17 protein-coding genes are annotated in these 20355 nt (G+C 63.5%); 9 read left to right on the top strand and 8 right to left on the bottom strand.

The annotated features are described in order from the left end of the window. Positions 1 to 16: 16 nt before the first annotated feature. Positions 17 to 430 carry a CBS domain-containing protein gene (locus tag HU767_RS02025; protein WP_053119301.1) on the bottom strand — a complete coding sequence of 138 codons (414 nt, stop codon included), beginning with the start codon at positions 428 to 430 and terminating at the stop codon, positions 17 to 19. 558 nt (positions 431 to 988) lie between these two features. Here HU767_RS02025 and nirB point away from each other — a divergent pair. The 3 genes from nirB (at position 989) to HU767_RS02010 (ending at position 4535) form a co-directional block, all read left to right on the top strand. Further along, positions 989 to 3550, top strand: a complete 2562-nt coding sequence (gene nirB, locus HU767_RS02020; protein ID WP_186728366.1) for a nitrite reductase large subunit NirB — start codon at positions 989 to 991, stop codon at positions 3548 to 3550. Then, on the top strand, positions 3550 to 3921 hold the full coding sequence (nirD, locus tag HU767_RS02015) for a nitrite reductase small subunit NirD (protein ID WP_186706795.1): 372 nt from the start codon (positions 3550 to 3552) through the stop codon (positions 3919 to 3921). Before nirB ends, nirD begins: the two co-directional genes overlap by 1 nt. Before the next feature lie 173 nt (positions 3922 to 4094). Beyond that, positions 4095 to 4535 (top strand): CBS domain-containing protein, encoded by a 441-nt coding sequence (locus tag HU767_RS02010; protein WP_186728365.1) that lies wholly within the window; start codon positions 4095 to 4097, stop codon positions 4533 to 4535. 198 nt (positions 4536 to 4733) lie between these two features. On the opposite strand, the gene HU767_RS02005 is transcribed toward HU767_RS02010, so the two are convergent. After that, positions 4734 to 5771, bottom strand: a complete 1038-nt coding sequence (locus tag HU767_RS02005; RefSeq protein ID WP_186728364.1) for an AraC family transcriptional regulator — start codon at positions 5769 to 5771, stop codon at positions 4734 to 4736. Continuing rightward, positions 5768 to 6682, bottom strand: coding sequence for a GGDEF domain-containing protein (locus HU767_RS02000; RefSeq protein WP_186706798.1), 915 nt, complete (start codon positions 6680 to 6682; stop codon positions 5768 to 5770). Before HU767_RS02000 ends, HU767_RS02005 begins: the two co-directional genes overlap by 4 nt. Before the next feature lie 456 nt (positions 6683 to 7138). On the opposite strand from HU767_RS02000, the gene HU767_RS01995 reads away from it, so the two are divergent. The 5 genes from HU767_RS01995 to HU767_RS01975 all read left to right on the top strand — a co-directional run bounded on the left by HU767_RS01995 (position 7139) and on the right by HU767_RS01975 (position 13796). Further along, complete coding sequence (locus tag HU767_RS01995) at positions 7139 to 9667, top strand: TonB-dependent receptor (RefSeq protein ID WP_186728363.1); 2529 nt, start codon at positions 7139 to 7141, stop codon at positions 9665 to 9667. 171 nt (positions 9668 to 9838) lie between these two features. Beyond that, positions 9839 to 11755 (top strand): phytase, encoded by a 1917-nt coding sequence (locus HU767_RS01990; RefSeq protein ID WP_186728401.1) that lies wholly within the window; start codon positions 9839 to 9841, stop codon positions 11753 to 11755. Positions 11756 to 11819: 64 nt separating this feature from the next. After that, complete coding sequence (tolQ, locus tag HU767_RS01985; RefSeq protein ID WP_186706802.1) at positions 11820 to 12527, top strand: protein TolQ; 708 nt, start codon at positions 11820 to 11822, stop codon at positions 12525 to 12527. A 13-nt stretch (positions 12528 to 12540) separates the two neighbouring features. Further along, positions 12541 to 12987, top strand: a complete 447-nt coding sequence (gene tolR / locus HU767_RS01980; protein WP_186706804.1) for a protein TolR — start codon at positions 12541 to 12543, stop codon at positions 12985 to 12987. Next, positions 12984 to 13796 (top strand): energy transducer TonB, encoded by an 813-nt coding sequence (locus tag HU767_RS01975; protein WP_186728362.1) that lies wholly within the window; start codon positions 12984 to 12986, stop codon positions 13794 to 13796. Before tolR ends, HU767_RS01975 begins: the two co-directional genes overlap by 4 nt. 159 nt (positions 13797 to 13955) lie before the next feature. Here HU767_RS01975 and HU767_RS01970 read toward each other — a convergent pair whose 3' ends face one another. The 5 genes from HU767_RS01970 to HU767_RS01950 are packed head-to-tail and all read right to left on the bottom strand — an operon-like array spanning position 13956 to position 19507. After that, positions 13956 to 14852: a helix-turn-helix domain-containing protein gene (locus HU767_RS01970; RefSeq protein WP_186706807.1), complete on the bottom strand. Its 897-nt coding sequence runs from the start codon at positions 14850 to 14852 to the stop codon at positions 13956 to 13958. 32 nt (positions 14853 to 14884) lie between these two features. Further along, entirely contained in the window at positions 14885 to 15352 is a 468-nt protein-coding gene (locus HU767_RS01965) for a response regulator (protein WP_053187808.1), read from the bottom strand. Continuing rightward, positions 15349 to 17661 (bottom strand): ATP-binding protein, encoded by a 2313-nt coding sequence (locus HU767_RS01960; protein WP_186728361.1) that lies wholly within the window; start codon positions 17659 to 17661, stop codon positions 15349 to 15351. Before HU767_RS01960 ends, HU767_RS01965 begins: the two co-directional genes overlap by 4 nt. Continuing rightward, positions 17658 to 18326, bottom strand: coding sequence for a response regulator transcription factor (locus tag HU767_RS01955; protein WP_186728360.1), 669 nt, complete (start codon positions 18324 to 18326; stop codon positions 17658 to 17660). Before HU767_RS01955 ends, HU767_RS01960 begins: the two co-directional genes overlap by 4 nt. Next, positions 18323 to 19507, bottom strand: coding sequence for a sensor histidine kinase (locus HU767_RS01950; protein WP_186728400.1), 1185 nt, complete (start codon positions 19505 to 19507; stop codon positions 18323 to 18325). The genes HU767_RS01955 and HU767_RS01950 overlap by 4 nt, the downstream gene beginning before the upstream one ends. A 171-nt stretch (positions 19508 to 19678) precedes the next feature. Here HU767_RS01950 and HU767_RS01945 point away from each other — a divergent pair, with 171 nt between their 5' ends. After that, on the top strand, positions 19679 to 20200 hold the full coding sequence (locus HU767_RS01945) for an SgcJ/EcaC family oxidoreductase (protein ID WP_186728359.1): 522 nt from the start codon (positions 19679 to 19681) through the stop codon (positions 20198 to 20200). Positions 20201 to 20355: the final 155 nt, after the last annotated feature.

Below are 20355 nucleotides of genomic sequence, written 5' to 3'. Positions count from 1 at the left end.
CAGTTCCTTGGCTGAATCAGTGAGGTCGCGCAACGCCGCGCAGCAGGTTGGCGCTGAGCTTGTCGGCGTTGCAACTGGCGACATTGGCCAGCGAGACCATGCCCACCAGGCGCTTGTCGCGATTGACCACCGGCAGGCGGCGTTTTTCGATCTGGGCCATGTTCTTGGCCACATGGTCGATCTCTTCGTCGTCGAAGCAGTAGCGCACCTCATCGCTCATGATCCGGCTGACGGGCGTGTCCAGGTCCATGCCGTCGGCCATGGCCCGGACCACCAGGTCGCGGTCGGTGATCATCCCGGCCATGCGGTCGTCCTGGTTGATGATCAAGGCGCCGATGTCGGCTTGGCGCATGATCTGCGCCACTTCGCTCAGGGGGGTATCGGGGGAGATCGTGCGTACTTCCCGACTCATGATTTCATTGATTTTCATCGTGGAATCTCCTTTGTCTCGGGTTTGACAGCGAGCTATGGCCCGGGCGTCATGAGTGGCTTTACGGCGACCGGACGGGCTCCTCACTTATTGTGAAAATCGGGGTTGGCGATGGTTCAGGATTTTTGCTGGAGGGGTTGAAAGGCTGCACTTTTATGAAGCCGCTCGTGCAGGGTCGCACCATCGCAAGGCAGTTGTTGGCGCTTGCGAGACCGAAGCGAATACCGCTCGGCTTGCGGTGACTGGGCGGGCGTCTTCGCGGGCAAGCCCGCTCCCACAGGGGATTGTCGGTGGAGGGGAGTGCGTGGATAGGGTTGCCGATGAGGTTTGGCACGCTCGCTGCAAGAGGCTATCCAGGCCCGCCGCGAACACAGTCGAGTGGGCAGCCCCGTCGGTCAACGAAGATCGAGTGCCAACAGGCCGGGGGATAACGGTAGGTCGGGGCGCAGTCGCCGGGCCGATACCGCACAGAACAGGCAAAGACGCCTGGAACCGCAAGGTTTCAGGCGTCTTTTTTTTGCTTTCAAAATCGTGATGGGCTTTTGTCGGGTGCTTTTTATGAATTCCAACGTTGCTTCCCTGAACAAGCTGCAAACGCTGATCGTGATCGGCAATGGCATGGTCGGCCATCACTGCGTCGAACAATTGATCGAGCGCGGTGCCCTCAATCATTACCGCGTGCATGTGTTCAGCGAAGAGCCGATGCGTGCCTATGACCGCGTGCATCTGTCCGAGTATTTCTCCGGGCGTGATGCCGAGTCCCTGGCCTTGGGCGAAGCGTCGTTGTACCAGACCCCCGGCGTCACGTTGCACCTGGGTGTACCGGTGCTGGAAATCGACCGCCAGGCCCGTGAAGTCGTGACAGCCGGCGAGCGTGTCAGCTACGACAAGCTGGTGCTCGCGACCGGTTCCTATCCCTTCGTGCCGCCGATCCAGGGCGCTGAAGGCGATTCGTGCCTGGTCTATCGCACCCTGGAAGACTTGGACGCGATCCGCGCCGCCGCCAGCAATGCCCGCCGTGGCGTGGTGGTGGGGGGTGGTTTGCTGGGCCTGGAAGCGGCCAACGCCCTCAAGACCCTCGGCCTGGAAGCCCATGTGGTGGAATTCGCCCCACGGCTGATGCCGGTGCAGTTGGATCCGCAGGGTGGCTTGGCCCTCAAGGCGCGCATCGAAAGCCTGGGCGTCGGCGTGCACCTGTCCAAGGGCACCCAGTCCATCAGCGCCGGTGAGCAGTACCGTTATCGGATGAATTTCGGTGACGACGATTTCCTGGAAACCGACCTTGTCGTGTTCTCTGCCGGTATCCGCGCCCAGGATGCCCTGGCTCGCCAGAGCGACCTGCAGATCGGCCCACGCGGTGGCGTGGTGATCGATGATCATTGCCAGAGCAGCGATCCGGACATCTACGCCATCGGCGAGTGCGCGGCCTGGAACGGCAGCATTTTCGGCCTGGTCGCCCCCGGCTACCAGATGGCCCGCAATGTCGCGGCAACGCTGTGCGGCGCAAGCGCTGAAGCCTTCACCGGTGCCGACATGTCCACCAAGCTCAAGTTGCTCGGTGTGGACGTTGGCTCCATCGGCGATGCCCATGGCAACACGCCCGGTTCGCGCAGCTTCCAATTCATCGATGAAACCAGTGCCAGCTACCGGCGCCTGGTGGTGGACGCCGCCGGCAAGCGCGTGATCGGCGCAGTGCTGGTGGGTGACAACAGCTACTACGACACCTTGCTGCAATACATGCAGAACGGCATCGTCTTGCCCAAGGATGCCGCCAGCCTGATCCTGCCATCGTCCGAGGGCGCTCCGACCCTGGGGCCGGCGACGCTGCCCGAAACCGCGACCATTTGCTCGTGCCACAACGTCACCAAGGGCTCGATCTGCTCGGCCATCGACGGCGGTTGCACGGATCTTGGCCAGCTCAAATGCGACACCAAGGCCGGCACCGGTTGCGGTGGCTGCGCGGCGCTGGTCAAGCAGGTGTTCGAGCATGAATTGATTGCCCGTGGCGTCAGCGTCGACAAGAGCCTGTGCGAGCATTTCGCCTACACCCGCCAGGAGCTGTATGCGCTGGTGCGGGTGGAAGGCATCATCAGTTTCGAAGAATTGTTGGCCAAGCACGGCCGTGGCCACACCGGCTGCGACCTGTGCAAACCGGCGGTGGGCTCGATCCTGGCGTCGTGCTGGAACCAGCCGATCATGGACCCGTCCCTGGTGCCGTTGCAGGACACCAACGACACCTTCATGGCGAACATGCAGAAAAACGGCACCTACTCAGTGGTACCGCGCATCGCCGGTGGGGAGATCACCGCTGACAAACTGATCGCCATCGGTGTGGTCGCCAAGAAATACGACCTCTACACCAAGATCACCGGCGGCCAGCGCATCGACCTGTTCGGCGCCCAGTTGCACCAGTTGCCGGACATCTGGTCCGAGCTGATCGAAGCCGGCTTCGAAACCGGTCACGCCTACGGCAAATCCACGCGCACGGTGAAATCCTGCGTGGGCAGCACCTGGTGCCGCTATGGCGTGCAAGACAGCGTGCAAATGGCGCTGACCCTCGAAGACCGCTACAAAGGCCTGCGCTCGCCGCACAAACTCAAGTTCGCGGTGTCCGGTTGCACCCGCGAGTGTGCCGAGGCCCAGAGCAAGGACGTCGGCGTGATCGCCACGGAGAAGGGCTGGAACCTCTACGTGGCCGGCAACGGCGGCATGCGTCCACGCCATGCCGAGCTGTTCGCCACGGACCTGGACGACGCCACGCTGATCCGCTACATCGACCGCTTCCTGATGTTCTACATCCGCACCGCCGACAAACTGCAACGCACATCGGTCTGGCGCGAAAGCCTGGAGGGCGGCCTGGACTACCTCAAGGACGTCATCATCCACGACAGCCTGGGCCTGGGCGCCGAGCTCGAAGCGCAGATGCAACGGGTGGTCGACCGCTACGAATGCGAATGGGCCAATGCCCTGAAGGACCCGGAGAAGCTCAAGCGTTTCCGCACCTTCGTCAACGACAAGCGCGGCGATCCGGATGTTCATTTCGTCCGCGAGCGCGGCCAGCGTCGGCCAGTGCATGCCCATGAACTCCACCTGATTCCCGTTACCGAGGAGGTGCTCTGATGAGCCAGTCAAATGTCGTTCGTATCGCTCAAGAATCCCTGCAATGGCGCGCCCTGTGCAGCCGCGAGGATCTCGTGCCCAACTCCGGCGTGGTCGCCTGGCACGATGGCAGCCAAGTGGCGTTGCTCTATCTGCCGGAGCATGAGGACAAGCCGCTGTACGCCATCGACAACCGCGACCCAAAGTCCGGCGCGAACGTCATCGGTCGCGGACTGTTGGGCAGCATCAAGGGTGACCTGGTGATTGCCTCGCCGATGTACAAGCAGCATTTCCGTCTGGAAGACGGCCATTGCCTGGAATACCCGGAACAAAGCCTGCGGGTGTGGCCGGTGCGGCTCAACGGTGATGTGGTGGAGATTGGTGAAGACTGATCCGTGCCATGGTTGCTGTTGTGGTGCTCTAGCAGTGCTCTTGTGGCGAGGGAGCTTGCTCCCGCTGGACCGCACAGCGGTCCCAAAATCTTGCGGTCGCTGCGCAACCGAGCGGGAGCAAGCTCCCTCGCCACGAACAGTGGGTCACTTCTTATTGAAATGGGGGATGAACAATGAAAACCGCCGCCCAACTGGTCCGGCTCAAGAGCGTGCAGAACCAGCAGGTCCACAGCATCGCCCCCGAGCAGACGGTGCTCGAAGCCCTGCAAATCATGGCCGAGAAAAATGTCGGCGCATTACCCGTGATCGAGGACGGCCAGGTGGTAGGGGTGTTCAGCGAGCGGGACTATGCACGCAAGATGGTGCTCAAGGGACGCTCATCGGTGGGCACGACCGTGCGCACCATCATGAGCGCCCCGGTGATCACCGCCGACAGCCAGCAGAGCATCGACCGCTGCATGGAAGTCATGACCGACAGCCATTTGCGGCACCTGCCGGTGCTGGAAAACGGGCAGTTGATCGGCCTGTTGTCCATCGGCGACCTGGTGAAAGAGGCGATTGTCGAGCAGGCGGATTTGATCCGGCAGTTGGAGCATTACATTCGCGGGCATTGAACCCAATTTTTCGAACACAACGGCACTTGTGGCGAGGGAGCTTGCTCCCGCTGGGCTGCGCAGCGGCCCCAAGCTTTTGCGGTTGCTGAGCAACCGAGCGGGAGCAAGCTCCCTCGCCACAACAGCAGTTCACCGCAAGCCTACTTGCATCCACCCCAATCCAGTGTGGGAGCGAGCTCGCTCGCGATGAGGCCCCCTTCAGCCCAACATCAGCAATTGCCGGATCAGATTCGGCGTACTGCCGGTCCAGCGCTTGAACGAGCGACGAAAGTTCGCCGTGTCGTTGAAGCGCAGGTACTGCGCCACTTCCTCGTTGCTGAACCCCTTGACTTGATACAGATACAAGGCCACATGGGTGTACACCCGGTCCACCTGTTGCTGGAACCCGGTGTGGTGCTTGTGCAATTTGCGCTTGAGGGTCGCGGGGCTCATGGCGAAGGCCTGGGCGGTCTGTTCCAGGCTTGGCGTCTGCTGCACATGGGCGTGCAGGTAGTCGTAGAGGCAATCCAGGAAACTTGAGGCGAAACCCAGTTGATCGAGCTGATCCCGGGCTTCGATCCGCGCCACCTGGCCGGCGGTGGCCGAGACGTTGGGCCAGGGCTGGGCAAGGCAGTGGCGGGGCAGGCGCATCAGGTCCAGCGGGCGGTCGAATTGGGTGTGCTCACCCAGGTGCACCCAATATTGTTCGACGTAACGCGGCTCGCCGTGGCGAAAACTGCACTGCCAGGGCAGGCGTTCGCCGCTGAGCCAGGCACTCATCGCCACCATCGAGGTCATGCTCGCTTCCAGCACGAAGCGCCATTGTTCGTCGGCACCGCAGCTGTCCAGCCAATGGACATAGGCGTAGTGCTCGTCCAGTAGCAGCCGAGGGGCCGCCAACGGGCTGAGCAGCGCCTGCTGGTCGATCAGGGTCTGCAGGGCCTGATGCAAGTTCTGCGCGTGACGCAGGGCGTGGCTCGCGGGGCCGTAATGCCCCGGCAACAGCCGCTGGCCAAACAGGAAGCTGCTGTCGCTGGCATCCAGCAGGCGCCGGCTGTTGTCGATCAGGCCGAGGAACTGCTGCGGGCTGATGCGGCTCTGTCCGGCGAGGATATCGTCATGGAACAGCCCGGTGCCGCGCAGGAGGCGATGGCTGTCGATGTCCCGCGACAGTGCCAGGTCGATCAGCGCCGCAGGTTGATAGTGTCCCGGAATGAAGCGGCTGTCGGTTTCGTACCAGCAGGTCTTGAGCGTCATGCGCTTTTCGCCAACGTGGTCCGGGACTGGGCGAGCGCCAGGTTCAGGCGTTTGAGCAAGGCGTCGGGGGATTCGTCGAACGCCATCACCACCGCTGTGCTGGCGGCCAGTTGGAGCCGCTCGCCGTGTTGTCGGGTCTTGTGAGCCAGGCTGCGCACCGCGATTTCCAGTTCCAGGGCCAGGCGTCGGGCCTGGCTTTCGCCAGTGTCGGGCAGCAGCACCACGAAGCGATCACCGGCCAGGCGGCACAGCAGGTCCTGGCGGCGCAGGTTCAAGACCAGTAACTGACTGATCGCCTGCAATACCGCATCGCCTTCGCCGTGGCCGAAACGCTGGTTGATAGCGGTGAAATTATCCAGGTCCAAGGCCAGCAGCGACAGCGGTTGTTGGCGACGGCGGCTGTCCTCCAGGCTGGCGGACAGCTCATGCTTGAGAAAATCAGCGCCACCCAACGGGGTGAGCTTGTCGAACAGACGGTGCTCACGGAACAGTCGCTCGCGCTTCTCCATCTGACCATTGATTGCCAATTGTTCGCGGTGCCAGTGGTAGATGCCGAGGGTCAGCAGGATCATGCCCAGCGGCATCGGTCCGGATTCGAGCCAGTGATCCCAGGTGATGCTGTCGGGCAGGCGGATGAACTCGTCGAGACTGTCGATCCACCAGGAAAAGAAGATGCAGCCCAGACCCAGGACCAGGTAATTGGTGACCCGGCCGGCGGGGCGGCTTTTGAGTACCAACCCCAGCCAGACCAGCGCCAGCAGCGCCGAGCCACCTTCACCGAGGATGTCCAGCCAGACCCATTCGGCGATGGGTTTGAGTTCGCCGCTGGCCAAGTGCAGGAGCAACCCGAAGTTGGCCGCCAGCAGGAGCAGGGCGAGTTTGAAACGGTGCGGGCGGAGCACGGAGAACATGGCCGGAATCCTTTGCCAGAAGCGGAATGCGGCCCAGCACAGCAGATGAATGTGACAGTGCGGTGACGGCGAGTGATGGGGTGGGGGAGGTCGAATCAGCTCATCGGTTATCCGGTTTTTTTGCCGCAATCCTTGTGGCGAGGGAGCTTGCTCCCGCTGGGGTGCGAAGCACCCCTCCAAAAAACCAAGCGCCACGATACTTACAGGCACGCCGCATCGTCCGATTTGCGGCTGCTGCGCAGCCGAGCGGGAGCAAGCTCCCTCGCCACGAGGAACACACCCGTCGTAAAAGAGGGTCGTATCAGCTCATTGTGTGCCACGAATCCACTCAAAACCTACCCGCTTGGCTTCTGCGGCCCCTGCCTGTCACAGAACCGTCATTCCCCACCCCTAGCGTGCCCTCCCAGTTGCCGGGCCATTGCCTGGCGGATTTCCGGATTCCTGGGGAGGATCACCATGTATCACCGCACAAGCACCGCCGGGCTCGTCGGTTTCACCATCACCGCGTTGGCCATGGCGATTGCCAGTGAGCGACTGAGCGCCGCGGAGCAGGCGGCCGGTGCCACGGAACACGTTGAAGTGGTCGGCCAGGCGGCCAGTATCGACCAGGCCCTCAAGGAGCAGCGCAGCGCCGACAGCATCAAGAGCGTGGTGCACGCCGACGGCGTGGCGCAGTTGCCCGATGAAAACGTCGCCGAAGCGGTGCAGCGCCTGCCCGGTGTCAGCGTCGAGCGCGACCAGGGCGAAGGCCGGTTTGTCAGCGTGCGCGGCCTCGGGCCGGACCTCAACAGCGTGACCATCAACGGCACCCTGGTACCGGCGCCGGAAAGCGAGCGTCGCGCCGTTGCCCTGGACGTGTTGCCCTCGGAGCTGGTGCAGTCGTTGTCGGTGATCAAGACCCTGACGCCAGACATGGACGCCAACTCCCTGGGCGGAACGGTGGACGTCAAGAGCCTCTCGGCCTTCGATCACAAGGGCCTGTTCTATACCGGCAGCGGCGAAGCCAGCTACGACAAGAACACCGGCCAGACCAGCCCGAAATTTTCCGGCGCCATCAGCGACCGTTTCAGTCTTGGCGATGGCATCGACAACTTCGGCGTGGCCGCGGCACTGAGTTGGCAGAAACGTGACTTCGGCTCGGACAACGTCGAAACCGGCGGCGCCTGGGACTTCGAACAAGGCTCACGCCTCGAAGAGTTCGAACAGCGCGACTACGACATCCGTCGCGAGCGGACCGGCGGCGGCTTGAACTTCGATTACAAGCCCGATGACGTCAGCAGCTATTACCTGCGCACGCTCTACAGTCGCTACAAGGACAGCGAAACCCGCAACGCCACCAGCATCGCTTTCGAAGACCCGCAGGCCGCCGGTGAACTGGGCGACGCCGAGGGCCAGCGCAGGCTCAAGCAACGGGAAGAAACCCAGGAAATCCAATCCTACGTGCTCGGCGGCGAGCGGATGTTCGGTCTGTGGACCCTGAGCGGCCAGGGTGGCTACAGCCAATCCAGCGAAGACAGCCCAGGCCACATTGCCGGTGCCACCTTCGAAGGTGTCGATGGTTTCAACGGCGGTTTCCATGACAACGACAAGCCACGGCCGATCATAGGCGCAGGCTTCTACGATCCGGCCAACTTCAGCCTCGACAAGGTGGACTGGGAAGAGCAAAAAACCACCGACACCGAGAAAAACCTGCGCCTGGACCTGGCCCGGGACTATGACCTCGGGGGGTATGCCTCCCAGGTCAAGTTCGGCGGCAAAGTCAGCCGGCGGGACAAGGACAACGACCTCGATGCCTGGGTCTACGAGGACTTCGACGACCTGGGTTTCACCGACGAGCAACTGAACCTTGGGCAGTTCCAGAAAGGCAACGTGGATTACCGCCTCGGGCGCTTCGGCCCGGGCATCAGCGCCGATGCCATCAAGCAGTTGTTGGGCGGCCTCAATCGCGATGATTTTTTTGACGAGCAAGAGTCGCGTGTCAACGACTTCAAGATGAGCGAGGACATCAACGCCGGCTACCTGATGAACACCGTCGACATCGATGACTGGCGTTTCATCGCCGGCATGCGCTACGAAGGCACCGAGTTCGAAGCCAAGGGCACCGGCGCCACCGACGGGGTATTTACCGATACCGAGACCCGACGCAAGTACCACCACTGGCTGCCGGGCCTGCATGCACGCTACCAACTGGACAAGAACACCCAGGTGCGTGCGGCGTGGACCAAATCCGTGGTGCGTCCGACCTTCGGGCAACTGGCGCCGGGTTTTGTCATCGATGATGACGAGGCCACTTTCGGCAACCCGGACCTCAAGCCGCTGGAATCGAGCAACCTGGACCTGGGCATCGAGCACTTCATGGGCCACGCCGGCACGGTCTCGGCCTTTGTGTTCTACAAGGACATCAAGAACTTCGTCTACAACACCGACCTGGCCGGCACTGGCGCCTGGACTGATTTCGCCGAGGCCCACAGTTACGCCAACGGCGACAGCGCCAAGCTGTATGGCCTGGAATTGGCCTACTCGCAAAAATTCGATTGGCTGCCGGCACCCTGGAACGGCCTGCTGCTCGGCGCCAACACCACCTTCAGCCGTTCAGATGCCGAGATCGAGGGTTTCGACCAGGCCAGTGGCACCCAGCGCAAGCGCAGCATCGACTTGCCGAACCAATCGGACACGGTCGGCAACCTGATGTTGGGTTGGGAAAACGACAAGCTGAGCCTGCGGCTGTCGGCCAACTACAAGTCCGCGTACCTGTTCGAGCTGGCATCCATCAGCGACCGCGACCATGACCTGCACGTCGACGCCCAGACCTTCGTCGATTTCAGCGCGCGTTATTCGCTGACCAAGAACCTGCAAGTCAGCCTCGAGGCCCAGAACCTCACCGACGAATCGTATTTCGTCTACACCGGCCACCGCTCCTACAACGGCCAGTACGAAGAGTACGGCCCGACGTACAAGCTGGGGCTGACGTTTACCCATTTCTGACCACCGATGCCAATCCCTGTGGCGAGGGAGCTTGCTCCCGCTTGGGTGCGTAGCGCCCACAAGAAAGGTCTGCTGCGCAGCCCAGCGGGAGCAAGCTCCCTCGCCACAGAAAATGGCGAACCTGCGATTTCTGAGTTCGGCCCAACGACAAGGATTTTCCCGTTGAACACGATGTTGTCTTTACCCAAGCACTGCCTGCTGACAATGCTGATCAGCCTGGCATCGGTCACCGCCCTGGCCGCTTCCCCAGCGCCCAAGCTGAAGCTGCAACCCTGGCCCCAAGCCCAGCAACTGTCGCTCAATGCCCTGGGATTCTTGCCCGGCGCTGCAACGACCGAGCGGCTGGCCAGTGCCCGCGAAGGCTTGTTCTTGCTCGATGACCAAGGTCGCGAATTGACGCGCCTGAAAGGCGCCTTCGACGGCATCGACAGCCGTGCGCTTGGCGCGAACGTGCTGGTGGCCAGCCTCGACAGCACGCGCCAGCAAGCGTTGGTCGTCAGCCTCGATCCACACAACCGCCAGTGGGGTACGCCGTTGTACCTGCCCACGCGGGACTTCCCGGTAAACGGTCTGTGCCTGTACCGCGACGAAGCGAGCAACCTGTTTGTGTTCCTGGTGGGTGAGGAGGGCAAGGGTGAGCAATGGCTGGTGGGCGCTGGCGAGCAACTGGGCGCGACGGCCCAACGGGTGCGTGGCGTGCCGCTGCCGCCGGATGCGAAGACCTGCCAGGTGCAGGACGACAGCCAGCAATTGTTCGTCAACGAAGAACGGGGCGGCTGGTGGGCCTACCCGGCATCCTCCGAAGCCGAGACCGTGCGGTTGCCGGTGGCGATGCGTGCGCCGTTCGGTGATATCCAGCAGGCGGCCGGCGCCCTGGCCGTAGTGTCCGGCGGTGTGATGGGCCTTGACCCCAACGCCGCGCAGTTGCATCTGTATCAGCAGGACGGTGAACGCTGGGCACCTCGCGCCAAGCTGTCGTTACCAGGCCTGAAGGAGCCGGAAAGCCTTGCGGCACGCCGGACGAAAACCGGTATCGAAGTGCTGCTGCGCGACGATGACGACGGACACCTGTACCAAGGTGAACTCGGCTGGCAACCCAGCCCCGCGCCGTTGGCGCCGGTCCTGCCGAGTGTCGCCGCCATCGCCCAGAGTGAACCGGTGGCCCGTCAGGGGGATGCCGCGGATGACCCGGCGATCTGGATACATCCGACTACGCCCGGGTTGAGCCGGGTATTGGGTACCAACAAGAAGCAAGGCCTGCTGGCCTACGACCTGCAAGGCAAGTTGCTGCAAGAGCTGCCGGTCGGGCGCCTGAACAACGTCGATGTGCGGCCTGGCTTCAAGCTGGGCACGCAAACCGTCGACCTGGCGGTGGCCAGCAACCGTGATCGCAACAGCTTGAGCCTGTTCAGCATCGACCGTGCCAGCGGCGAGTTGCGTGAAGCGGGGGAGATTGCGACGTCCTTGAAGGAAATCTACGGCATCTGCCTGTTCCAACCGGCCGAAGGTGAACTGTATGCCTTCGCCAACGGCAAGGACGGGCGCTTCGAGCAGTACCGCCTCAGCGCGCCGGCCGGCGTAGTGCGCGGTCAGTTGGTGCGCCAGTTCAGCGTCGCCAGCCAGCCCGAAGGGTGCGTGGCCGATGAGCAGCGCCAGCGCTTGTTTCTGGGTGAGGAGGACGTGGGCGTCTGGACAGTGGATGCCCGGGCCGAACAGCCGGCCACGTTGAACAGTGTGATCAAGGTCGGCCCGCCGTTGCACGCCGACGTCGAAGGCATGGCCTTGTATCAGGCCGAGGGCCGCGACTACCTGGTGATCTCCAGCCAGGGCAACGACAGCTACCTGGTGCTCGATGCCGAGCCGCCCTTCGCCGTGCGCGGCGCCTTCCGAGTCGGCCTGAACGCGGCCGCAGGGATTGATGGCGCCTCGGAAACCGATGGCTTGGAAGTGACCTCGGCGAACCTCGGCGGGCCGTGGAGCCAGGGGATGCTGGTGGTCCAGGACGGCCGCAAGCGCATGCCCGAGCAGACCCAGAACTTCAAGTTCGTGCCCTGGGCCGACGTCGCGAAAGCGCTCCATCTGCCTTGAGCGTCGCTGTCATCAACCGGTCACGAACATTTCATCGAATAACCGCCAGACAGGAGTTTCAACCATGCAAGCCACTTTGGAACACATGACGATCTGGGGCCTGATCAGTGACGCGAGTCTGCTGGTCAAGGCGGTCATGCTCACGTTGTTGCTGGCCTCGTTATTGAGCTGGTACCTGATTATCCAGCGCAGCGCCGTGCTGCAGCGCTACGAGCGTCAGCTTAACGGTTTCATGCAGCGTTTTCGCGGCGCACAGGACCTGTTGCCCTTGTACCGGGAACACGCACAAGTGCGCGAAGAAGCCGGTGGCGTCACGCCGATTTTCCAGGCGGGTTTGCTGGCTTTCACTCAGCTCAACCAGCCTTCCAGCACGCCCGAGGTGGTGCTGGAAGGCGTCGAGCGCTCGCTGCAGGTGGCGATCAGCGAACAAGAAGTCCACTTGGAGAAGGGGCTGCAGTTTCTTGCCACCGTCGGCTCGGTCAGTCCTTACATCGGCTTGTTCGGCACGGTATGGGGGATCATGAATGCGTTTATCGGCCTGTCCCAAGTGCAGCAGGCCAGTCTCTCCACGGTGGCTCCGGGCATCGCCGAGGCGTTGATCGCAACGGCCATCGGCTTGTTCGCCGCGATCCCGGCGGTGATTGCCTATAACCGTTTCGCGGCCCGTGGCCAGACGCTGCTGACCCGTTACTACGCGTTTGGCAACGAGCTGCAGGCGCGTCTGCACCGCAAGCTGCACGGTGCCCCGGCGAACATGGCCGCGGCCGCTTGAAAGGAGAGGGCAAATGCTCGTCAAGCCACAACGAAAGCACGGCCCCAAGGCCGAAATGAACGTGGTGCCGTACATCGACGTGATGTTGGTACTGCTGGTGATTTTCATGGTCACCGCGCCGATGCTGACCCAGGGTGTGAAGATCGAACTGCCCAAGGTCGCCAGCGAAGCGTTGGCCACCGACAGTCGCCAGCAAATCCTCACCCTGTCGGTCAAGGCCGAGGGCGGTTACTACTGGAACCTGGGCGGTGAACTGGACACCCACCACCAGACCGACAGCGCCGTAGACCTGGAGCAGATGCGCGCCAAGGTGGCGCAGGTCGTGGCCGAGCGCAGCGATACCCAGGTGTACATCCGTGCCGACGAGCATGCCGATTACGGCCGGGTCGTCGCGGCCATGGCCGCGTTGCAGCAGGGCGGCGTGAGCAACCTGGGACTGGTGACCGAGGCGCCGCAATGACGGCGATGATCATGCACAGTCCTTCCTTGAGTGTGCCTGCGCTGGGTCGCAGCTTCTGGAAAAACAGCCTGGCGGCAGGACTCGCCGTGGCTTTACATGCCGCGATAATCGGGTCGTTGGTGTTGGGATGGCGCGTGGAGAAGCCCGCCGCCGAAACGCCGCGGGTGCTGCGCACGCAACTGGTGATGCTGCCGGCGGCAGCAGTACCCAAAGCGCCCGTATCGGCGGCTGTGACCCCTGTTGCACCCGCCGCGGTCGAATCTGTCCCGCCACCCATGGATGCGCCGCGCCCTGTCCCGACCAAGCCAGTGGCGGATCCGCGAGTCCAGGCGCAGAAGCTGGAACAGTCGAAACTGGCCCGCAAACGGGTCGAGGAGCAAAGGCGCGAGCAACAGGCCCAGCAGCGCGAACGCCAGGAAAGCGAACGACGCAGGCAAGACGCCGAGCGGCAGGCTGCCGAACAGCAGCACCAGGCCCGGCAAGCGCAGGAGCTTGCCCAACAACGCCACGCTGAGCAGGCGCGCCAGGCCGCCGCCGACAGCCGCAGCTATCAACCGCTGAGCAAGCAAGCCCCGGATTATCCGCAACGCGCCCTGGACAAGGGCCTGGAGGGCGATTGCACGGTGGAATACAGCGTGATGCCGGACGGGCGGATCGACAGCCCCAAGGTCATCGACGGTTGCCATCCATTGTTCATCCGGCCGTCCCTGGCCGCTGCCCAGGCGTTTCGTTATCAGCCACGAATCATCGATGGCAAGGCGGTGACGGTGCCAGCGGTGCGCAATACGTTTCACTACCGGATCAAGTAAGCGCCGTATCTCGACATCGGCCAAGAGCACCCCTGTGCCGAGGGAGCTTGCTCCCGCTCGGTTGCGCAGCGACCGCAAGACTTTGGGACCGCTGCGCGCTGGAGCGCCAGCTCGGTCCAGCGGGAGCAAGCTCCCTCGCCACAGGGGATGTGGTGGTCCTTACTTACGGTAATGACTCGGCGCCACGCCCACTTCGCGGCGGAAGATCTGCGAGAAGTGACTGGCGCTGCCATACCCGACTTCCAGGCCGATATCGATGACGCTGCGCTCGGTTTCCATCAGCAATTGGCGGGCCCGGGCCATTCTCAGCTGGATGAAGTACTGCGAGGGTGAGCGGCCGGTGGCGCGCTTGAACTGGCGGCTGAAGTGGTACTCGCTCAGGTCAATGGCCTGGGCCAGGTCAGCGAGGCAGAAAGGTTCGGCCAGACATTGCTCCATCAAGCCGATGACGCGCTTGAGCTTGAAGGCGGGCAGGGCGTTGCGGCCGGACATGTCCTCTGCCTCGGCATCGAGGTAATGCCGCGCCAAATGCACCGCCACACATTGCGCCACACCCTGGATCAGCAAGGCACTGGGTTCACCGCGTCGGGTCAACTCTGCCCGAATTTGTTCGAGCAAGGCCGAAAGGACTTCGTCCTGCCCCCCAGAGACCTCCCGCAGCTGAATCGCACCGCTACCGCCGGCTTCGGCAATGGCGCGTTCCAGCAACGCCAGGCCCAAGTACACATGCATGACCACGAACGGCTCAGGGCTGGTCACTTGCCAGCGCATCTCATATGGATCAGGGGAGGTGGTCAGGAAAAAATCCGCGCGGCGCACCGTATTCGCTTCCCACTCGCCGTGGCCGGCGCGTTCCTCGACGATGGCCTCCCCGGATAACACCCAGACGAGCAACGGCTCGGCCACCGCCGGCACGACGACGTGGGCTTCGCTGCGCTCACGGACAAAGATCTCCACCAGGATCTCCTTGCTCGATACGCCGTCGGAAGTGGCCAGGCGTTCGCCGCGAATGTGCGCTTGCAGGCCGTTTGCCGATGTTCGTTCGGTGATTCCCATGCTTCGATGGCCTCGCTGAAACGGCCGCCAGGCTAGGCCGGGTCGGCGGCGGGACGGTGCTGGCGCAACAGTTCGATCTGCTGGGACGGGATCAACTCGCGCAACGCTTTATAGAGCGCGCGGGTTTCCAGCAGGTTCCAGATGCGCAGCATGGTTTCCAGCGCATCCAGGGGTTTGCTGATGAAATCCCGGGCACCGAGGGCCAGGGCCCGCAGGCGGGTGTCACGGGTCGCGTCGGCGGTGAGGACCAGGATCGGCAGGTAATCGTTGGCCGGGATGCGCCGGTTCAGTTGCTCCAGCACGGCAAAGCCGTCGAACGCCGGCATGTGCAGGTCGAGGATGACCAGATCCGGCTCGAAGCTGTTGAACAGGTCCAGCGTGCGCAACGGTTCGGTGCTGCTCAGCACGTTGTGCAACCCTTCGCGGGCCAGCAGTTGCTCCATCAGGTCCAGGTTGGGGCGCTGATCGTCGACGATCAGAATGCGCAAGTCGCGATTCATGCGGGCTCCGGTAGATAGTGTTCGAGGTGGCCGAGGAAGGCCTGGATATGGATAGGTTTGGTCAGGATCGCCGTGGCCCCGGCGTCACGCAGGGCACGATGGGTCAGGTCGCTGGCATCGGCGGTGATCATCAGCACGGGCGTGGCCGCAGTGGCCGGGGACTGGCGCAGGCGCCGCAGAACTTCCAGGCCTTCCAGGTCCGGCAGGGTGACGTCCAGCAGGATCAGTTGCGGGCTGTGCTGGCGGGCCAGGTCCAGGCCCATCTGGCCTTGCATGCTCGACAATAACTGGATGCCGGGCCGACGCTGCATCAGGGTCTCGATCAATGCGAGGCTCGACAGGTTGTCTTCGATGCAGAGGATTTTGCCGTGATAGTCCACGGGGGCGCGCGTCACGGCCAAGGCGGCGATGGGTGGCAAGTGCGTGCCGATCACCTGGGTGGCGGGCAGTTGCAGGGTAAAGCAACAGCCGTGCCCGGGCTCACTGTGGACCTGCAGGTTGCCCTGCATCATCTCCAGCAGGTTCTTGCTCAAGGACAAGCCAAGTCCGGTGCCTTCGACCTGCGGATCGGCGCCCAGGCGTTCGAAGGGTTTGAACAGTTGGCCCAGCTGTTCCGGGGCGATGCCATGGCCGGTATCGTGGACGGCGATGCTCACCTGATGGGGCTGGACGTTCACTTCGATGCGCACCTCGCCGCCGGGTCGGTTGTACTTGATGGCGTTGGACAACAAATTGAGCAACACCTGTACCAGGCGCTGGCGGTCGGCAAGCACACCGCTGTCGTCGGGCAGTGCGGGTAGGTCGACCAAGTGGATCCCGGCGTCGGCGGCCATGGGTGAAACCAGCGTCAAGGCTTCGTGCAGCACCGTCGCCAGGGCGATCGGTTCGATGTTCAAGGGCAGGCGCCCGGCCTCGATCCGGGCGATGTCCAGCACCTCGTTGATCAACGCCAGCAAGTGCTGGCCGGCCCGCAGGATGTGGCTGACCTGGGGGCGTTGACCGGCGGTGGAATCCATGTCCAGCAGTTGCGCGAAACCGAGGATGGCGTTCAAGGGCGTGCGTAGTTCGTGGCTCATGCGCGACAGGAACTCGCTCTTGGCCCGGCTGGCGCTTTCCGCTTCCTCGCGGGCGGTGCGCAAGGCGATTTCGGCGGCGCGTCGGTCGGTGATGTCGCGGGTGATCTTGGAAAAACCGCGCAACGCGCCCGTGGCATCGTATTGGGCAGTGATGACCACGCTGGCCCAGAAGCGGCTGCCGTCCTTGCGACAACGCCAGCCTTCTTCCATGTAGTGGCCGTCGCGGGTGGCTTCGCGCAGGGCCAGGTCCGGGTGCGCCGGGCATTCCTCGGGCAAGTAGAACAGGGAGAAATGCTGGCCGAGGATTTCCTGCTCGGTGTAGCCTTTGATCCGCTGCGCGCCAGCGTTCCAGGTGGTGACGTAGCCTTGGGCATCCAGGGCGAAGATCCCATAGTCCTTCACCCCGTCGATGATCAGCCGCAAGCGTTCTTCGTTATCGCGCAGGGCCCGCTCGCGTTCGGCGAGCAACTGCCCGGCCTCCACCAGGCGCGTGCCGAGTTGGCCGATTTCGTCCTGCTCCGGCGGTTGTGGCAACAACGGTTGGCCCAAGGCCAGGCGCTGGGCGTTGCCTTGCACCTGCTGGACCCGGGCGACGATGCCCTTGGACAGAAACAGCACCGCAACGATGGCCCCCAGCAACCCGCACACCGCCGCCAGCAACGTGGCGAACAACAGCCGCATGCGCGTGGCCGAGGCGGCGGCGCTGCGCTCGGCCAGCAGGCCATCCTCGCGTATGCGCATGGCGCTGATCTGCTCGCGCAGTACGTCCAGCACCTGCTTGTTTTCGATCAGGATCGCGGTGATGGCCTCGGGGTCGTCGCGCTTGCCGTTGCGCAAGGCGACCAAGCCGTCGAGCTTGTCGGCGATCAGCGGGGTGATGGTCTTGAGGTGCTCGCGCATCCTGGCATCGCGAATGTTCTGGTCCAGGCGCTGCAAGGCAGCCTGGATCAGCGGAGTGGCCTGTTCGTAGCTGGGCAGGAAATCTTCGCGCCGGGTCAGCAGGTAACCGCGCACGCTGGCCGCGGCCTCGGCCAGCAGGGTATGGACCGTCTGGATATCACCCTGGACCAGCAGCACCCGGCGTACATCTTCTTCGGCCCGTGCGGTCTGGCGTTCAGTGATATAGATCAGCACCAGCGACAGCAACAGCACCACCAGGGGCAGGGAAATCACCACCAGGGCCTTGCCCCGCAATGGCAGGTCGGCCCAGCGGCGGGCGGCGAGAAACCTCATGGCCATTGCCCGGCGGGTTGCGCCACCAATCCCAGGGCCACGCCGCGCACGGCGGCCTGGGTTCGGTCGGCGGCGCCCAGCTTGCCGATGACGCGCTCGACATGGGCCTTGGCGGTGCCGGGCGCGATGCCCAGTTTTTCACCGATTTCACGATTGCTGAAACCGCTGGCCACCAGCCCCAATACCTGGCGCTCGCGGGCGGTCAGGGCCTGGACCTGTGGGGCGTTACCGGCACCGCGCTCGGCCATGCGGCGCAGCAGGCGCGCGCTGACCGAGCTGTTCAGCGCCTCGTCCCCTTGGGCAACCCGCTTGAGGGCATCGAGCATTTCATCGCGACTGGCATCCTTGAGCAGGTAGCCGACCGCACCCGCACCAATGGCGGCTTCGAGATGGTCGGGGCTGTCGTCCATGGTGAAGATCACCACTTTGACCCCGGGCTGGCGCTGCTGAAGGATTCGCGCCGCGCCCAAACCGTTGAGGACCGGCATGCGGATGTCGAGAATTGCGATATCCGGTTGTAGCCGCTCGCATAGGTCGAGGGCTTCCTGGCCGTCCCGGGCCTGGCCGACGACTTCAAATCCTGGGCTGTCGGCGAGCATGCTGATAAAACCGGTGCGGGTCACTTCGTGGTCATCGGCCAGCAGCAGGCGCAAAGGGCGGTTCATGGCTGTACTCCGGGGGACGGTAGCGGCACGCTGGCGAGCAAGCGAGTGCCACCGCCGGGTTGGCTGCAACAGGCTAGATGGCCGCCCAGCAAGTTGGCGCGCTCCTGCATGGCGGCCAACCCCAGGTGGCAGCTGCCGTTGGTCTCGACGGGTTGTTCCAGGGCAAAGCCACGCCCATCGTCTTCTACTCGCAGGCACGCGTGGCCATCTTTCACCGCCAGCCCCAAGTGCACATGGCTGGCCTGGGCGTGCTTGAGGATGTTGTTGATACCCTCCTGGGCGATGCGAAACAGAGCGATCTCGGAATTGCCCGGCAGACGCGCGCTGCTGTGTTCGGCCCAGCTTACGCTCAGGCCCGCGTCGCGCAGGCGATCGGCTTCCTTGTCGACGGCTTTGTACAGGCCGAAATCATCCAGCACGTGAGGGCGCAGGCCCCCGATCAACTGCCGCCCCTCGCCGACGCAGCCCTGGGCCAGGTCGAGGATGGCCTGCAACTCGCTCGCCAGCGCCGGTGGCAGGGATGGACAGCGACCAGCGAAACCCTGCAAACGCTGGTGCAACCCGGCCAGGTTTTGCGCAAGGCCGTCGTGCAGGTCGTAGGCCACGCGCTTGCGTTCGTCTTCCTGGGCGCTGAACAAGCGGTGGACCAACTCGGACATGGTCCGCTCGCGGGCTTGCAGGGCTTCGACCAGGCGACTGTTTTCCAGATGCGCCGCCAACAGCGTCGCCAGCAATTGCAGCGACTCGATGTCTTCGTTGTCTGGCGCGCCGAGGGCGACGCTGTTGCCCAGCAGTAAGGCCCCGAACGTCACGCCATCGGAGGTCCGCAATGGAATCCGCAGGACCTGGGGCAGGGTGCTGCCGGGGGATTCGAGCCAGTGTGGGCCGGGTGTCTGCGGCTGGGCCAGCTTGGCGAGCAGGTCGACGCGTTCCGCGCTGCCGTGGCTGGCGAGGGTGCGCAACGTGTTATCCGGTGCCCACTCCAGCAGCAGGCCGTGGTCCATCGCCATGAACGCGCACGCCCGTTGCAGTGCCCGCTGACGCATGGCCGGCAGCGGCAACTGCATCAGTTCATGGCCGGTGCCCAGCAACAGCCCCAGGCGCGCGGCGCGGCTTTGCGACTGGCGATACTGACTGCGGATGGCCAGGGCACTGCCGGGATCATGGGGTGGGCTTTGCATGGGGAACTCCAGCGTGAAAAAGATCGGACGGTTCGCGGTGGCGCCATTAAAACGTGTCACCGGCAACGGGCCTATCTGCCGAATGGCATAGGCGATTGGCACCGGTTGGCCGATGGCGAAGGTGGGGAAGGCCGGCAAAGTGGGCTCATTGAAACCCAAAGGAGCCTTCTGATGAAAATGAAAACCTGTGCCATCGCTGCTTTTTTCCTGCTGACCGCGCCGCTTGTCCAGGCTGTCGAGGCCACACCCTACGTGTATCGCACCGTGGCCGAACAGCCCAAGAACGTGAATGATCGAGAAATCGCCGCACTGTTCGACCGCTGGAACGCCGCGCTGCAAACCGGTAGCGCCACTGCCGTGACCGGTCTCTATGCCCCGGATGCGATTTTGCAACCGACCGTTTCCAACAAGGTGCGCAATACGCCGGCGCTGATCCAGGATTACTTCGAGCACTTCCTGGCGGGCAAGCCGGTGGGGCAAATCAACTACCGCGAGATCCGTCACCTGGGGCCTGACGCGGCGATGGACAGCGGCGTCTATACCTTCACCTTGACCCAGGCCGATGGTTCCAAGCGCGAAGTCCAGGCGCGCTACACCTTTCTTTACGAGCGCCTCGATGGCCATTGGAAGATCATCAACCACCACTCTTCGGCCATGCCGGAAGTGCCGAAGACGTTGCATGCCAGTCACTGATGACACTGGCTCGCAAAAGACCTGCCTGTGGAAGCAAAGCTTGCTCCCACAAAAGCTCCCACAGGGCAGGGTGTTCCTGAATTTCCCCCTGTGGCGAGGGAGCTTGCTCCCGCTGGGCTGCGTAGCAGCCCCAACAATCCCCTTTTAGACACACT

It is taken from the genome of Pseudomonas sp. SWRI179, assembly GCF_014268705.1.
Taxonomy (GTDB): domain Bacteria; phylum Pseudomonadota; class Gammaproteobacteria; order Pseudomonadales; family Pseudomonadaceae; genus Aquipseudomonas; species Aquipseudomonas zanjanensis.
The sequence above is the reverse complement of the archived record's forward strand: the minus strand, read 5'-3'. Positions and strand labels throughout refer to the sequence as shown.

Bases quoted from the DNA above. Each gene is read 5' to 3' on its own strand.
- tolQ (WP_186706802.1), top strand. From the start codon at position 11,820: ATGCAAGCCACTTTGGAACACATGACGATCTGGGGCCTGATCAGTGAC.
- HU767_RS01990 (WP_186728401.1), top strand. From the start codon at position 9,839: ATGTTGTCTTTACCCAAGCACTGCCTGCTGACAATGCTGATCAGCCTG.
- HU767_RS01950 (WP_186728400.1), bottom strand. From the start codon at position 19,507: ATGCAAAGCCCACCCCATGATCCCGGCAGTGCCCTGGCCATCCGCAGT.
- HU767_RS02025 (WP_053119301.1), bottom strand. From the start codon at position 430: ATGAAAATCAATGAAATCATGAGTCGGGAAGTACGCACGATCTCCCCC.
- HU767_RS01975 (WP_186728362.1), top strand. From the start codon at position 12,984: ATGACGGCGATGATCATGCACAGTCCTTCCTTGAGTGTGCCTGCGCTG.
- tolR (WP_186706804.1), top strand. From the start codon at position 12,541: ATGCTCGTCAAGCCACAACGAAAGCACGGCCCCAAGGCCGAAATGAAC.
- HU767_RS01995 (WP_186728363.1), top strand. From the start codon at position 7,139: ATGTATCACCGCACAAGCACCGCCGGGCTCGTCGGTTTCACCATCACC.
- HU767_RS02010 (WP_186728365.1), top strand. From the start codon at position 4,095: ATGAAAACCGCCGCCCAACTGGTCCGGCTCAAGAGCGTGCAGAACCAG.
- HU767_RS01965 (WP_053187808.1), bottom strand. From the start codon at position 15,352: ATGAATCGCGACTTGCGCATTCTGATCGTCGACGATCAGCGCCCCAAC.
- HU767_RS01955 (WP_186728360.1), bottom strand. From the start codon at position 18,326: ATGAACCGCCCTTTGCGCCTGCTGCTGGCCGATGACCACGAAGTGACC.
- HU767_RS02005 (WP_186728364.1), bottom strand. From the start codon at position 5,771: ATGACGCTCAAGACCTGCTGGTACGAAACCGACAGCCGCTTCATTCCG.
- nirD (WP_186706795.1), top strand. From the start codon at position 3,550: ATGAGCCAGTCAAATGTCGTTCGTATCGCTCAAGAATCCCTGCAATGG.
- nirB (WP_186728366.1), top strand. From the start codon at position 989: ATGAATTCCAACGTTGCTTCCCTGAACAAGCTGCAAACGCTGATCGTG.
- HU767_RS01945 (WP_186728359.1), top strand. From the start codon at position 19,679: ATGAAAATGAAAACCTGTGCCATCGCTGCTTTTTTCCTGCTGACCGCG.
- HU767_RS01960 (WP_186728361.1), bottom strand. From the start codon at position 17,661: ATGAGGTTTCTCGCCGCCCGCCGCTGGGCCGACCTGCCATTGCGGGGC.
- HU767_RS02000 (WP_186706798.1), bottom strand. From the start codon at position 6,682: ATGTTCTCCGTGCTCCGCCCGCACCGTTTCAAACTCGCCCTGCTCCTG.
- HU767_RS01970 (WP_186706807.1), bottom strand. From the start codon at position 14,852: ATGGGAATCACCGAACGAACATCGGCAAACGGCCTGCAAGCGCACATT.